This is a genomic window from Acetobacter malorum (assembly GCF_001580615.1).
Taxonomy (GTDB): domain Bacteria; phylum Pseudomonadota; class Alphaproteobacteria; order Acetobacterales; family Acetobacteraceae; genus Acetobacter; species Acetobacter malorum.
This window is the reverse complement of record NZ_LHZC01000057.1, coordinates 371,538-385,480: the sequence shown is the minus strand read 5'-3', so window position 1 is coordinate 385,480 and position 13,943 is coordinate 371,538. Positions and strand designations below refer to the sequence as shown.

10 protein-coding genes are annotated in these 13,943 nt (G+C 58.9%); 8 read left to right on the top strand and 2 right to left on the bottom strand.

The window, feature by feature from the left end; genetic code table 11:
- The 5 genes from zapE to AD930_RS17245 form a co-directional block, all read left to right on the top strand.
- The coding region (gene zapE, locus AD930_RS17265) for a cell division protein ZapE (protein WP_061507156.1) at window positions 1–1,174 on the top strand (1,174 nt) is incomplete at its 5' end.
- A gap of 218 nt (window positions 1,175–1,392) precedes the next feature.
- Window positions 1,393–4,287, top strand: a complete 2,895-nt coding sequence (locus AD930_RS17260) for a 2-oxoglutarate dehydrogenase E1 component (protein WP_061507155.1) — start codon at window positions 1,393–1,395, stop codon at window positions 4,285–4,287.
- A gap of 114 nt (window positions 4,288–4,401) precedes the next feature.
- A complete protein-coding gene (odhB, locus tag AD930_RS17255; protein WP_061507154.1) occupies window positions 4,402–5,646 on the top strand; it encodes a 2-oxoglutarate dehydrogenase complex dihydrolipoyllysine-residue succinyltransferase in 1,245 nt (414 codons plus the stop codon).
- 79 nt (window positions 5,647–5,725) lie between these two features.
- Window positions 5,726–7,468, top strand: a complete 1,743-nt coding sequence (gene lpdA / locus AD930_RS17250; RefSeq protein WP_061507153.1) for a dihydrolipoyl dehydrogenase — start codon at window positions 5,726–5,728, stop codon at window positions 7,466–7,468.
- A 65-nt stretch (window positions 7,469–7,533) separates the two neighbouring features.
- Window positions 7,534–8,550 carry a L,D-transpeptidase gene (locus AD930_RS17245; protein WP_061507152.1) on the top strand — a complete coding sequence of 339 codons (1,017 nt, stop codon included), beginning with the start codon at window positions 7,534–7,536 and terminating at the stop codon, window positions 8,548–8,550.
- A gap of 103 nt (window positions 8,551–8,653) precedes the next feature.
- Here AD930_RS17245 and AD930_RS17240 read toward each other — a convergent pair whose 3' ends face one another.
- The gene (locus tag AD930_RS17240) at window positions 8,654–9,052 is read right to left on the bottom strand and encodes a DUF3597 domain-containing protein (RefSeq protein ID WP_043552098.1); all 399 of its coding nucleotides are present in this window, start codon (window positions 9,050–9,052) and stop codon (window positions 8,654–8,656) included.
- A gap of 240 nt (window positions 9,053–9,292) precedes the next feature.
- A complete protein-coding gene (ahcY, locus tag AD930_RS17235) occupies window positions 9,293–10,582 on the bottom strand; it encodes an adenosylhomocysteinase (RefSeq protein WP_043552099.1) in 1,290 nt (429 codons plus the stop codon).
- Between the two features lie 175 nt (window positions 10,583–10,757).
- Here ahcY and AD930_RS17230 point away from each other — a divergent pair, with 175 nt between their 5' ends.
- The 3 genes from AD930_RS17230 to AD930_RS17220 all read left to right on the top strand — a co-directional run bounded on the left by AD930_RS17230 (window position 10,758) and on the right by AD930_RS17220 (window position 13,932).
- Window positions 10,758–11,498 (top strand): lysophospholipid acyltransferase family protein, encoded by a 741-nt coding sequence (locus AD930_RS17230; protein WP_061507192.1) that lies wholly within the window; start codon window positions 10,758–10,760, stop codon window positions 11,496–11,498.
- 421 nt (window positions 11,499–11,919) lie between these two features.
- Entirely contained in the window at window positions 11,920–12,609 is a 690-nt protein-coding gene (locus AD930_RS17225) for a class I SAM-dependent methyltransferase (protein WP_061507151.1), read from the top strand.
- Between the two features lie 57 nt (window positions 12,610–12,666).
- Window positions 12,667–13,932, top strand: coding sequence for a DUF2125 domain-containing protein (locus tag AD930_RS17220; protein ID WP_061507150.1), 1,266 nt, complete (start codon window positions 12,667–12,669; stop codon window positions 13,930–13,932).
- Window positions 13,933–13,943 lie beyond the last annotated feature (11 nt).

Sequence of the window (13,943 nt, the reverse complement as noted above, 5' to 3'; positions counted from 1 at the left end):
GGCCTCGTCTTTAAGCGGGCGCGGGCCTCTTGCTGTCTACCGGGAGCGTATTGCCTCCGGAGACCTGAAGAATGATCCGGATCAGGCCCGCGTGGTGGACCGGCTGGACCAGCTCTGGCACGAGCTGGCCACCATGCCGCCAACGGCCCCACCCGCTAAGGGCGGGCTGCTGGCGGGCCTTGCACGCAGGTTGAAGCCACAGGCTCCGCCGCAGCGTCCGCGCGGGCTGTATATTGTGGGGCGGGTTGGCCGTGGCAAAACCATGGTGATGGACCTGTTCTTCAGCTGCGCGCCGGTGCAGAAAAAGGAGCGCATCCATTTCCTGCGCTTCATGCAGGATGTGCATCAGAAACTGCATGACCTGAAAGCCGCCAACCCCGGCATGACGGACCCTATCCCGCCGCTGGCCGCCGCCATTGCCGCCCGCGCCCGGCTGCTGTGCTTTGATGAATTTCAGGTCAATGACATTGCCGATGCCATGATTCTGGGGCGGTTGTTTGAAGCCCTGTTTGCGCAGGGTGTGGTCATTGTCGCCACATCCAACACCGAGCCGGGTGAGCTGTTCCAGAACCGCCCCGGGGCGGATGCCTTCAAACCGTTTATCGCCATCATCCGGCGGGAGCTGGATACGGTGGAACTGGACTCCCAGCGGGATTACCGGCGTGGGCGGCAGCAGGACCGGGAGACATGGCTGGTTCCCGCAGATGCACAGGCGCGTGCCCGGCTGGACGCTATTTTCACCCGCTATGCGGAGGGCGAGAAGGCCGCACCGGTCACGCTGGAATTCAGTGGGCGGACGTTTGAGGTCGATCAGGCAGCGGGTTCCGTGGCCCGGTTCGATTTCAACTCTTTGTGTGGCACGCCGCGCGGGCCAAACGATTATCTGGCGCTGGCCAGACGCTTCCCCGTGCTGATTATCGACGGAATTCCCAGCATGGGGCAGGACGAGGCCAATCTCGCCCGGCGGTTTATTACCCTCGTAGATGCGCTATACGATAACGGAAACCTGCTTTTTGCCTCGGCAGAAGCAGCACCTGACCAGCTTTTTACCACGGGTGAGGGATCTGACGCGTTTGCCCGTACCGCATCACGCCTCGCAGAGATGGGAAGTGAAAGCTGGCTGGCGCGTGGGGCGGCGGCTGCACAGGCCGCGCATCGCCTCTCCACACCGTGACAGCCGGCTCTCTTGTCCCCGCTTCTGGCGCGGTCTAGCAAAATCATCAGAGCGGCTGAGGGCAGTAAGGTCTTCAGCCTCACGGAATTCAGACTATGCGGGCAGGGCACCCTGCGACGCCGCAGGGTGAGAGAAAAAATGAACCGGCTTACGTTCGGGACTAACACAACCGCTGGCTGCCAGAACGGGCTTGCCCGGCAGCAGGGAGGACTCTGATCATGGCAGCTTCAGACGTGCTGACAACCGCGCTTAACGGAGCGAATATCGCGTATCTGGCGGACCTGTATGCCCGCTGGGCGCAGGACCCCAAAAGCGTTGATCCGTCATTCGATACGCTTTTCGGCTCTCTGGATGATGATGAAGCCGCTGTGCTGAAAGACGCCGTGGGAGCCTCCTGGGCCCCGCGCCCGTCCATCATTACGGGGGAAGAGCCGGCAGCACCGGCCAAAGGTGTGGCAGGCAGCCCCGCAGGTGGGCTGGCCGCAACGGACAGTCTGGCCATTGCCCGGCTGATCCGCGCCTTCCGCGTTTATGGGCATCAGGAAGCCCGGCTGGACCCGCTGGGCCTGCATGAACCCCATGCAACCGCGGAACTGGACCCGGCCACGTATGGCTTTGCGCAGAAAGATCTGGGCCGCGAGGTCTTTATCGGCTCCCTGATGGCACCGCTACTGAAAGGCCGCACCACCGCCAAAGTGAGCGAAGTGGTAGACGCGCTGCGTGCGGTCTATTGCGACACCATCGGCGCGGAATACATGTATGCCCGCAACGCCGAGCAGCGTGACTGGCTCCGCACCCGGCTGGAAGGCGACCAGTGGCGCACGCAGGTGACGGTGGATGAGCAGAAAGCCATCCTGAAAAACCTGACGGAAGCCGAAGGTTTTGAAAGCTTCTGCCAGAAACGCTACGTGGGCGCGAAGCGTTTTGGTCTGGAAGGCGGGGAAATTTCCATCCCCTCCCTGCACGCCATTATTGATCAGGCCGCCGCACAGGGCGTGACCTCTGTCACCATCGGCATGGCGCATCGTGGGCGTCTGAACACGCTGGTGAATGTGGTCCGCAAACCGTATGTGGCCATTTTCAATGAATTTGCCGGCGGGTCTTTCAAACCGGATGATGTGGCTGGCTCAGGCGATGTGAAATATCACCTCGGCTCCTCCACGGATGTGGAAGTCAGCGGTAAGTCCGTCCATATCGCGCTGCAACCCAACCCGTCCCATCTGGAAGCGGTTGACCCTGTGGTATGCGGTAAAGTGCGCGCCATTCAGGATGATGCGGGCGATACGGAAACCCGCACCGGCCATATGGGCGTGATTATCCATGGTGACGCCGCGTTTGCAGGGCAGGGGCTGGTGTATGAAACCCTCTCCATGTCCCAGCTTCCCGGTTACCGCACGGGTGGCACCATCCATATGGTGGTGAACAATCAGGTGGGCTTTACCACCGACCCGAAAAACGGCCATTCCGGCATTTACGGCACCGACGTTGCCAAAGCCATTGAAGCCCCCGTGCTGCATGTGAATGGTGATGACGCCGAGGCAGTGATTTACGCCTCCCGTCTGGCAGAAGATTACCGTCAGGCTTTTGCCAGTGACATCGTTCTGGATATCGTCTGCTACCGTCGCCACGGGCACAATGAAACGGATGAGCCCGCTTTCACGCAGCCGGTAATGTATAAAGCGATTGCGAACCATGAAACGCCGCACACGCTTTATTCAAAACGCCTTGTTGCTGCTGGTGTTGTGACGGAAGACGACGTGAAGGCCCAGTGGGATGCCTTCTTCCAGAAGCTGGATGAAGACTACAAGGCCGCTCAGTCCTACAAGGTGAACAAGGCAGACTGGCTGGAAGGTGGCTGGTCCGGCCTGATCGCCCCGACATCGGGCAAAGTGGATGCCGCTTATCCGGAAACAGGTGTGGCTGTTGAAACGCTCCAGAAAATTGGGGCGGCCATTACCAAAGTGCCGGATGATTTTGACCTTAATTCCAAAATTGCGCGTCAGCTTAAAGCAAAAGCGGGAATGTTCTCCTCCGGTGAAGGGTTTGACTGGGCAACCGGTGAGGCTCTGGGCTTTGGCTCGCTGCTGGTGGAAAACCACCGTGTGCGTCTCTCGGGTGAAGATTGCCAGCGCGGCACCTTCAGCCAGCGTCATGCGGTGCTGATTGATCAGACAAACCAGACGCCGTTTACACCGCTGAACCATATTGAAGACGATCAGGCCAAAATCGAGATCTGGAACTCCCATCTCTCGGAATATGGCGTGCTGGGCTTTGAGTATGGTTACTCCCTGCGTAACCCGAAAACGCTGGTGCTGTGGGAAGCGCAGTTTGGTGACTTTGCCAACTGTGCACAGGTGATTATCGACCAGTTCATCGCCTCGGGGGAAACCAAGTGGCTGCGCATGTCCGGTCTGGTTCTGCTGCTGCCGCACGGGTACGAAGGGCAGGGGCCGGAACATTCTTCCGCACGGCTTGAGCGGTATCTCCAGCTTTGCGCTGAAGACAACATGTTCGTGTGCAATATCACGACCCCGGCCAACTACTTCCACGCTCTGCGCCGCCAGTTGAAGCTGGAGTATCGCAAGCCGCTGATCCTGATGGAGCCGAAATCTCTGCTGCGTCACAAGCTGGCGGTCTCTGCTCTGTCCGACTTCGGGCCGGGCACGCGCTTCCAGCCGGTGCTGGCGGATGTGAATGATGCGGAACTGGACGGCATGGCGCCTGATGCCAGCATCAAACGCGTCGTCATCTGCTCTGGTAAGGTCTATTATGACCTGCTGGCGGCACGCCGCGATAACAAGCTGAAAGATGTGGCGATCCTGCGTCTGGAACAACTCTACCCGTTCCCGGAAGCAGCCCTCGCCGCCGAGCTGAAGCGTTATCCTGAAGCCGAAGTGATCTGGTGCCAGGAAGAAACAGAAAATGGCGGGGCCTGGCATTTTGTGGATCGTCGGATTGAGGGCTCGTTGCAGGCCGCACAGCATAAGGCGGGTCGCCCGCGTTATGTGGGGCGTGCCGCAGCGGCCAGCCCGGCCACAGGTCTGGCGCGCATCCATGCGGCAGAACAGGCGAACCTTGTGGAAAGGGCCTTGGGTTTGAAAAAAACGGACTGAAAACAGACCATCTGAAAAGACCGCCTGCCGCATAACGGCAGGCATGACAGCCCGGCAGATTTTAAAAAACAGACCGATCTGCCGGGGAGTGTTTGAAGGAAATGGGGACATAGGATGTCAGTCGAAATCAAGGTGCCGACACTGGGTGAAAGCGTAACAACGGCTACGGTGGCCAAATGGCTGAAAAAAGCAGGGGACACCGTGGCGGCTGATGAGCCGATTGTTGAGCTGGAAACCGACAAGGTGAGCGTGGAAGTTCCGGCACCGCAGGCTGGTGTACTGGGCTCGGAAGTGGCCAAGGTTGGGGATGAAGTGGAAGTCGGCGCGCTGCTGACGACACTGGAACCCGGTGCCGCAGGTGCCGCCAAGCCCGCAGCCAAAGCCGCTCCGGCTGAAAAGAAGGCCGCCCCGGCTGCCTCCGCGCCGAGCGCACCAGCACCAGCCCCCAAAGCCGCCCCGGCCGCTGCCCCCGCAGTGGATGCGGCTGCGGCTCTGCCTGCTGCCCGCAAGATAATGGCGGAAAACGGCCTGAGCGCAGACCAGCTTGGCTCCGGCACCGGCAAGGATGGACGGATTACCAAAGGCGACGTTCTGGGCTTCCTCTCCCAGCCGCCGGTGGCTCAGGCTCCTGCCGCCCCCAAACCGGCCCGTAATGATGACCCGCGTGAAGAACGCGTGAAGATGACGCGCCTGCGCCGCACGATTGCCCGCCGCCTGAAAGATGCGCAGAACACCGCTGCTATTCTGACGACCTTTAACGAGGTTGATCTCTCCGAAGCCATGGCGCTGCGGAAGGAATATCAGGACGCATTTGTGAAAAAGCATGGTGTGAAGCTGGGCTTTATGTCCATCTTCTCCCGCGCTGTGATTGCGGCCCTGAAAGAATTCCCGGCCATTAATGCTGAAATTGACGGCGATGACGTGATTTATCGTGACTTCGTCAATCTCGGGATTGCCGTGGGTGGCCCGAACGGGCTGGTCGTGCCGGTTATTAAAAACGCCGACAAGCTGGGCTATGCCGAAATTGAAAAAACCATTGCCGGTTTTGGTAAAGCTGCGCGTGAAGGCACGCTGAAGATTGATGATCTGGCTGGTGGCACGTTCTCCATCACCAATGGCGGGATCTACGGTTCTCTGCTGTCCACCCCTATTCTGAATGCACCGCAGTCCGGTATTCTGGGCATGCACTCCATTCAGGAACGCCCGGTGGCAGTGAACGGCCAGGTGGTGATCCGCCCGATGATGTATACCGCGCTGTCTTATGATCATCGCATTGTGGACGGGAAGGAGGCGGTCAGCTTCCTCGTCCGCATCAAGCAGAATGTGGAAGACCCGCGTCGTCTTCTGATTGACGTCTGAGACTGCTCAGGGCTGGCCGGAACATAGTCGGCCAGCCTTTTTCTTTTTCTGACCCCTGAATGCGAACGAGAGCAAAGCCATGCCGATTGAAATCAAAGTTCCGTCCCTTGGAGAGAGTGTTACTACCGCCACCGTGGGGAAATGGCTGAAGCAGCCGGGCGATGCCGTGAAAACGGATGAGCCGGTTGTGGAGCTGGAAACGGACAAGGTGAGCGTGGAAGTGCCCGCTCCGGCGGATGGTCGGCTGGCTGCGCACGCGGTTGCAGAAGGGGATGAAGTGGACGTGGGGGCTGTGCTGGCAACACTGGAGCAGGGTGCTGCTGGTGCGTCTGCACCGGCCAAGGCGGCTCCGGCGGCAGCAAAAGCGGACAAGCCTGCGGCTCAGCCCGCAGCGGCAGCTAAACCCGCTGTGGCGCAGGCAGAAGCTCCGGCCGAAACAGATTATGATGTGCTGGTGATTGGCGCTGGCCCCGGTGGCTATGTGTGCGCCATTCGCGCTGCGCAGCTTGGGTTCAAAGTGGCCTGCGTGGAAAAACGCGCCACACTGGGCGGCACATGTCTGAACGTGGGGTGTATTCCGTCCAAGGCGCTGTTGCAGTCTTCTGAAAACTACCATGCCGCAGGCCATGATTTTGCAGCGCACGGCGTGGTGATTGACAGCGTGAAGCTGGACCTCGCCCGCATGCAGGCCCGTAAGGCCGATATTGTCGGCGCGAACGTGAAGGGTGTTGAATACCTCTTCAAGAAAAACGGCATCACCTGGCTGAAAGGCCACGGCAAGGTTGAAGGCACGGGCCGCATTACGGTGGATGGCAAGCCGGTTACGGCCAAGCACATCATCATCGCCAGCGGGAGTGACAGCGCCAACCTGCCGGGCATTGAGGTGGATGAAAAAACTATCGTCACCTCAACCGGTGCGCTGGAACTCTCCGAAGTACCCAAGCGTCTGGTGGTGATTGGCGGCGGCGTGATTGGTCTGGAACTGGGCAGCGTCTGGCAGCGTCTGGGTGCAGAAGTCACGGTCATTGAATATCTGAACCGTCTGGTGCCGGGCACGGATAACGAGGTCGCCTCGCAGTTCCAGAAGCTGCTGGTCAAGCAGGGCTTCAAGCTCAAGCTGGGCCATAAGGTTACCAAGGCCGAAAAAACCAAAAAAGGCGTGGTGCTGACGGTTGAACCCGCAGCAGGTGGCGCAGCCGAAACGCTGGAAGCTGACATTGTGCTGCTGGCTGTCGGCCGCACTGCCGCCAGCAAAGGCATGGGGCTGGAAGAAGCCGGGATTGAGCTGGACAAACGTGGCCGCGTAGTGACTGACGCTCACTTTGCCACCAACATTCCGGGCATCTACGCCATTGGCGACGTGATTGCCGGACCGATGCTGGCGCACAAGGCTGAGGAAGAAGGCGTTGCTCTGGCCGAAATTCTGGCCGGGCAGGCTGGCCATGTGAATTACGATGCCATTCCGGGCGTGATCTACACCTGGCCGGAAGTGGCCTCCGTGGGCTTCACGGAAGAGCAACTCAAGGAAAAGGGCACCGGCTACAAAATCGGCAAATTCCCCTTCATGGCCAATGGCCGTGCGCGGGCGCTGGGCATGACGGACGGATTCGTCAAAGTGCTGGCTTGTGAGAAAACAGACCGCGTTCTGGGCGTGCATATCATCGGCCCGTGTGCGGGTGAGCTGATTGCCGAAGCCACCATGGCCATTGAGTTTGGTGCGTCCGCTGAGGATATCGGTCGGGTTTGCCATGCTCACCCCACGCTGAGTGAAGCTGTGAAGGAAGCAGCTCTGGGTGCAGATAATCGCTCCATCAATATTTGACGATTTCCTTCCTGCGGGAAGGAATGCCATAATCTCTTTTGATCATTAGTCAGGAGAGACTTGGTATGTCAGGGGCAAGGTGTCCGACACTTCTTTTTATAGCCGGCAGTTTGCTCCTTGTGCCGGGACTGGCATACGCAGCGGGAACAGGGTCTTCCGATCCTGTTCCATCGCCCGGGCAGGCAAGCGTTCAGCCCGCACAGCCTGATCAGGAAGGGGCACCGTCCCCCACGCTCACTCCGGCGGAGCCGGTGCTGAAAGAAGCGCCGCCACTGCCGGAGATCCCGGTTTTGAATGAGGACGATGCGCGGGCGGAAGCCACGCGGCTGAACAGTGCATTCCGGCATGAAGTGCCCGTGGCGCTTAAAGTCTCATCAGCCCAAAAAGCCGCATGGATTATGCTGGCGCAGGAACAGATCCAGCAGGCGTCTTTCCCGCTGGACCGCCCGCAGGTGGTGCTGGTGGTGGACCGGAACCCTGCCGTGCAGCGCATGTGCCTGATGCTGGCCCTGCCGGGGCAGTCAGACTGGCAGGTCATTGGCAGCACCAAGGTTTCCACCGGCACAACCGGGCGGAAATTTTACTACATCACCCCCACCGGCGTGTTTAACAATACGGCGGATATTCTCGGCTATCGGGCTTTGGGCACCAAGAACGAGAACGGCATTATGGGGAACGGCACCAAGGGCATGCGGGTGTGGGATTTCGGCTGGCAATGGGCCGAAAAAGGCTGGCTGCCTGTGCCGCGTGAAAAAGGGCAGATCCGACTGGAAATGCATGCAACGGACCCGGTCTATCTGGAAAGCCGTCTGGGCCATGTGGCGTCCGAGGGCTGTATCCGTATCCCATCATCCCTGAATGTGTTTATCGACAAGCACGGGCTGATTGATGTGGAGGATGAGCAGATGGCGGTAATTGACAATCGCTTCCGCGCACTGTTGCGGCCAGACCGTGTGGCGTCTCCGCTGGCAGGCTCTGCTGTGATTGTGGTGGACAGTGCCAACCGGCCTGAACTGGCGCATGTGAATATTAGCGAGAACAAGACCGCCGCAACGCATCACGCAGCGCAAACTCATAGCTAAAAGACACTGGGTGGCCCGGGCTGCGAGATGCCCGGTCTTCCATAGAAAAAGGCGTGCGAGGTTTCCCCCGCACGCCTTTTTTGTGTCCGTTTGGCTGTAAGACTTACAGACCAGCAGGAACCTTGCCGCCGTTGGCAGCCAGTTTGGCGCGAACTTCCTTGATCAGCCAGACATTCATGCTGGCGGAATCATTGGTATCGCCCGTGTAGCCCAGTTCGCCAGCCAGCTTCTTGCGGGAGTCCAGAGAGCTGTCCAGGCCCAGCAGCTTCAGCAGGTCAACAATGGACTCTTTCCAGTTGAGGTTCTGTCCGTTCTGGGCAGCCAGACCGGTCAGAACGGCATCAATGTCCACCGGAGCAGCCGGGGCAGCGGCAGCAGCGGCTTCCGGGGAAGCAGACGGTGCAGCAGCCTGCGTGGCAGGTGCGTCAGCCGGAGCGGCAGACGGCGTAGCCGCATTGGCGCGGTGGAAAATGGTGGAGAGAATGGTGCCGAAAATGCTCATTCTAAAAAGTCCTTTCGCAGCAGATAACGCTCAGCTGCCAACACGAAAGCGTGTCCGCATACTGAATCATCTTCTTACAAACCATACACCAATAGGAATGGTTGCAAAGAAGTGTGATGAACGATTTGCATATCTGGGAAGCATTCCCTGCCTGCCAGATGGGCAGAGCAGGGTAATGCGGGGGAGGGAAGCAGCCGCCAGCCGGAAGGCTAGGGGCGGCTGCTCTGCTCCGGGGTCGTCTTAGTAGCGGTATTCTTCGTGCTTGAACGGGCCGTTAACCGGCACGTCAATATAGTCAGCCTGCTTCTGAGACATTTTGCTCAGCTGCGCGCCAACCTTGGCCAGGTGCAGGAAGGCCACTTTCTCATCCAGCTTTTTGGGCAGGGTGTAGACTTTGGCTTCGTACTTGCCTTCCGGAGCTGTCCACAGTTCGATCTGCGCCAGCGTCTGGTTGGTGAAGGACGCAGACATCACGAAGGACGGGTGGCCTGTGGCGTTGCCGAGGTTCACCAGACGGCCTTCGGACAGGATGATCAGGCGCTTGCCATCGGGGAACACAACTTCGTCCACCTGCGGCTTGATGTTGTCCCACGTGAAGTTGCGCAGGGCACCGATCTGAATTTCAGAATCGAAGTGGCCGATGTTGCACACAATCGCGCGGTGCTTCATGGCGCGCATGTGGTCCAGCGTGATGACGTCCACGTTGCCGGTTGCGGTCACGAAGATGTCGCCACGGGGGGCGCCTTCTTCCATGGTCACAACTTCATAGCCTTCCATGGCGGCCTGCAGAGCGCAGATCGGGTCAACTTCCGTTACCAGCACGCGGCAGCCTGCGTTGCGCAGGGAGGCAGCGGAGCCTTTGCCCACGTCACCATAACCAGCAACAACGGCAACCTTGCCAGCCATCATCACGTCCGTGCCACGGCGGATGGCGTCAACAAGGCTCTCACGGCAACCATACAGATTGTCGAACTTGGACTTGGTGACGCTGTCATTCACGTTAATGGCCGGAACCTTCAGCGTGCCTTTTTTCTGCATTTCCCACAGACGATGCACACCCGTTGTGGTTTCTTCAGAAAGGCCCTTAACGTTCTTCAGCAGTTCCGGGAACTGGTCGTGCATCATAACGGTGAGGTCACCGCCATCATCCAGAATCATGTTCGGGGTCCAGCCATCGGGGCCCTGAATGGTCTGCTCAATACACCAGTTAAATTCGTCTTCCGTCAGGCCTTTCCAGGCGAACACGGGGATGCCGGCAGCAGCAATGGCAGCCGCAGCCTGATCCTGCGTGGAGAAGATGTTGCAGGAAGACCAGCGCACCGTGGCACCCAGAGCCGTCAGCGTTTCAATCAGAACGGCGGTCTGGATGGTCATGTGCAGGCAGCCCGCAATACGTGCGCCCTTCAGCGGCTGGCTGGCACCGTATTCCTCGCGGAGCGCCATCAGGCCCGGCATTTCGCCTTCTGCGATGGAAATTTCTTTACGGCCCCACTCTGCGAGCGAGAGGTCCTTAACCTTGTAATCGGTCATGATTGTCCTGCTTCCTGATCAAAATCGAGGGTTTCTATACAGGGTGGGAGGCGGGCAGGCCAGCCGTAACCCGCATCCTTGATGCGTAAAGCTGGGGCACAGCTTGCAAGACGGCCTGTTTTCTGGTCTCCACAGGGCAGATTATCCCTTTGAATTTTGCTGGTCTGGCTCGCTTATGGCTCTGCTTCGCTCCATCCTGTTCAATGTTATGGCCTTTGTGCTGACCGTGATTATGGGGGTTGGCGCGTTTCCCATTCGCTGGTTCGCCAAGCGTCTGGCGCTGCCTTACGCCAAGCTGTGGAGCCGGCTGGTGCTGATGCTGTTCCGCGATATCTGCGGGGTGGATGTGCGTATTACAGGGCTTGAGAATCTGGCCGCGGCAGGTGGAGGCCCCCTGCTGATTGCCTCCCAGCATCAGTCCGCCTTTGATACGCTGATCTGGATGCTGCTGGTGCCGTATCCGTCCTACGTTATGAAAGGCGAGCTGCGCCGCATTCCACTGCTGGGGCCGATGTTGATTCTGGCGGGTATGATGCCGATTGAGCGCGCGGCCGGAGCCAAGGCCATGCGGGCCTTGCTGAGCGAGACGGAAAAAGCGGTTGCGGCAGGTAAGCAGATTATCATTTTCCCGGAAGGCACCCGGACCGCCCCCGGCGAGCATGTGGCGCTCAAACCCGGTATTGCGGCCATGGCAGCCCATGCCAAATTACCGGTTGTGCCGGTGGCGACCAATTCCGGCCTGTTCTGGGGCCGCAATGCCTTCCTCAAGCGCTCCGGCGTGCTGCATGTTGCCATTGGCAAACCTCTGGCCCCCATGAACAGGAAGCTTTTACTGGGTGAGATTGAAAAGAGCTGGCGCGGGCTGGAGCAGGACTTTGCCGCGCAGGACCGGATTGTAGAGGGTAAAGTGGTCTGAGGGCGGGGATAAGTCAGTCTATCCTGTGGATAACTTTGTGGATGCCGGAGGCGGTGCTTTGAAGTGCCGCAGGTAAAACATCCTTTTTTCTGTGGCATTCCAGTAAAGAGTAGTCTGAATACTGGCAGAGAAACGAAATAGATTTTTGTTGAAAATCAAGAAAGTCCTTGAAAAATAAGCCTGTTTCAATTTTTAAATTTTTATGAAGGACTGTCTGAAAACTGTCATTTTTGAAACACAATTCAGACGCTCTGCCCCTTGCAGGAACGGTAGACCAATGTGGACGAAATGCCGGCTTTTCCGAAAAATCAGTGGGGCGCTGGCAGTTCCTGTAGCGGAATCTCGCGAATATGGGCCTGCATTTGAGGGGACATGAAAGTCTGGTAAGCTGAGCGTCTTCTTCGCTCAGCCAGAGTTTTTCATGTCTCAGATGATGCCCGCAGCACCCCTTCCAGCATTTTTATTGCGCAATGTCCGGATGCTGCCGAACCGGGATGATATTTTGCCGCTTCTGCCCAAAAACGCTGTGATTGCGGAAGTAGGGGTAATGACGGGTGATTTCTCACAGAAAATTCTTGATATCTGCAAACCCCGGCAGTTTTACGCGCTGGATATTTTCAATGTGCATGAACTGCCGGAAGTCTGGGGCCGCCCGTCTGCTGAAATGTTCGATAATAAAACGCAGCAGGCTTTCTATGAAGCCCGCTTTGCGGAAGAGATTGCGCGCGGGCGCGTCAAGGTTCTGGCGGGCGATAGTGGCGTGATGCTGGACCAGTTGCCAGACCATGGTGTGGACGTGATTTATCTGGATGCCGACCACAATTATCAGGCCGTTGTGCGGGATCTGGAGCTATGCGAGCGCAAGCTGAAACCGCATACCGGCCTGCTGATCCTTAATGATTACATCATGGCGGATGGTGGCGGCCCTTACGGCGTCATTCAGGCGGCCCATGAGTTCATGCTGCGTCATGGGTGGGAAATGGTCGTTTTTGCGCTTCAGGAATATATGTATTGCGATGTCGTCCTGCGCAAACATCCTGCAACGCGCCCACGTCGTATTCTGCAAAGGCTAGTGCAGAAGATGGGTTATACAAAGCTGGGACGCTTTTGAGTGCGGCTTTTCCGGCCTTTTCTGTCTATGCCAGCGCTTCGTCTGGGCGGGGGCTGAATGCGTAAATCTTTAGGACTGCTGGCCTGTGCCGGTGTGAGTGTGCTCGCGCTGGATAGTCTGCTGTGGTGGGGTGGCGTTCAGTTTCTGGAGCATCGACTTGCCAGTGCCAGTGCCAGTGCCAGTAATAGCGGTGGAGAAGGCGCGCCGCAGTCTGTCGGCTGTCCGGTGGTGTTTCAGCACAAAGAACGGGGCGGCTGGCCCTTTCGGGCGCAGGTGTCGCTGGAGGGGGTGCAGGTAACGTGCGGCGCGCCTGCCGGGCAGGACGGCCCGTCTTATGCTGTGCGTCATGCTGTGCTGGATCTGGCTCCATGGCATCCGCTGACAGTGCAGGGCATGCTGGAGGGTGGGCAGGCACTGGCTGTGCAAGCAGAACAGGAGTCTGCGGGCGGCGAAAAGTCGGGGTATCTCCTGCTTAAAACAGATGGCGCGCCTGTGCAGATTTCTCTGCCTATACGTGCGGCGCAGGCTGGCACTCTTCAGTTCCACACGGACTTTTTGCATCTGGTGCCGCAACGCGGCGTGGCGGAAGCGCATCGGGTTACCGCACGGGGTGTGAGCGGGAAGCTGGTCTGGAATGGCCACGCGGATGCGCAGGCCAGCGCCCTTGCTCTGTCTTTTGCTGCCCAACGCGTCGTGGTGGCGCCCTGGGCGGACAGCGTGGACGATGTGCAGGGCGCGGTCTCCATCCCCGGTCCGACGGCGAGGCTTGCGGCGCTGTGGTCGCCAGATGAGACGGCTTCCAATGGTCCACCGACTTCAGATGCTGGAAATCTGGGCGGGAGGGAGAGAGCTGACGGTGCGATGGGTTCGACACCTAAGGACCAGTCTGAATCGTCCGATCATGGGGTGACGGATCCCCGGCCTCCCTCGGTTTCGCAGTCACCGCCTTCTGGAGCCGCGCCCGGTTACGCGGAAATTCTGGTGCAGCATGTAGGTGGACGCTGGCGCGGTCTGGGAATTGCATGGTCGGGGCGACTGATCATGGCCCCCGGAGGCGCACCGCTGGGCGAGACGTGGCTGACTTTGAGTAACTGGCGACCCTTTCTGGCGCGCCTGCAGCAGGACAAAACCCTAAATCCGGCGCAGACAGCGCTTTTGTCCAAACTAACCGATCAACTCGAGCAGCGCACTGGCGGCACAGAGGGGCCGTTGAGCGTTCCTTTGCAAGTCAGAGATGGCGCAGCGCAACTTGGCGGTGTGCCGCTTCTGTCTGTGCTGGCAACGCTGCACGGTGTTTCGCTATCGGGTGCGGCAGCGCCCTGATTTAACGTAGG

What these genes read in the sequence shown, in the direction of transcription:
- AD930_RS17245 (WP_061507152.1), top strand. Translation starts at nt 7,534, where the DNA reads ATGTCAGGGGCAAGGTGTCCGACACTTCTTTTTATAGCCGGCAGTTTG.
- odhB (WP_061507154.1), top strand. Translation starts at nt 4,402, where the DNA reads ATGTCAGTCGAAATCAAGGTGCCGACACTGGGTGAAAGCGTAACAACG.
- AD930_RS17225 (WP_061507151.1), top strand. Translation starts at nt 11,920, where the DNA reads ATGTCTCAGATGATGCCCGCAGCACCCCTTCCAGCATTTTTATTGCGC.
- AD930_RS17220 (WP_061507150.1), top strand. Translation starts at nt 12,667, where the DNA reads ATGCGTAAATCTTTAGGACTGCTGGCCTGTGCCGGTGTGAGTGTGCTC.
- ahcY (WP_043552099.1), bottom strand. Translation starts at nt 10,582, where the DNA reads ATGACCGATTACAAGGTTAAGGACCTCTCGCTCGCAGAGTGGGGCCGT.
- AD930_RS17260 (WP_061507155.1), top strand. Translation starts at nt 1,393, where the DNA reads ATGGCAGCTTCAGACGTGCTGACAACCGCGCTTAACGGAGCGAATATC.
- lpdA (WP_061507153.1), top strand. Translation starts at nt 5,726, where the DNA reads ATGCCGATTGAAATCAAAGTTCCGTCCCTTGGAGAGAGTGTTACTACC.
- AD930_RS17230 (WP_061507192.1), top strand. Translation starts at nt 10,758, where the DNA reads ATGGCTCTGCTTCGCTCCATCCTGTTCAATGTTATGGCCTTTGTGCTG.
- AD930_RS17240 (WP_043552098.1), bottom strand. Translation starts at nt 9,052, where the DNA reads ATGAGCATTTTCGGCACCATTCTCTCCACCATTTTCCACCGCGCCAAT.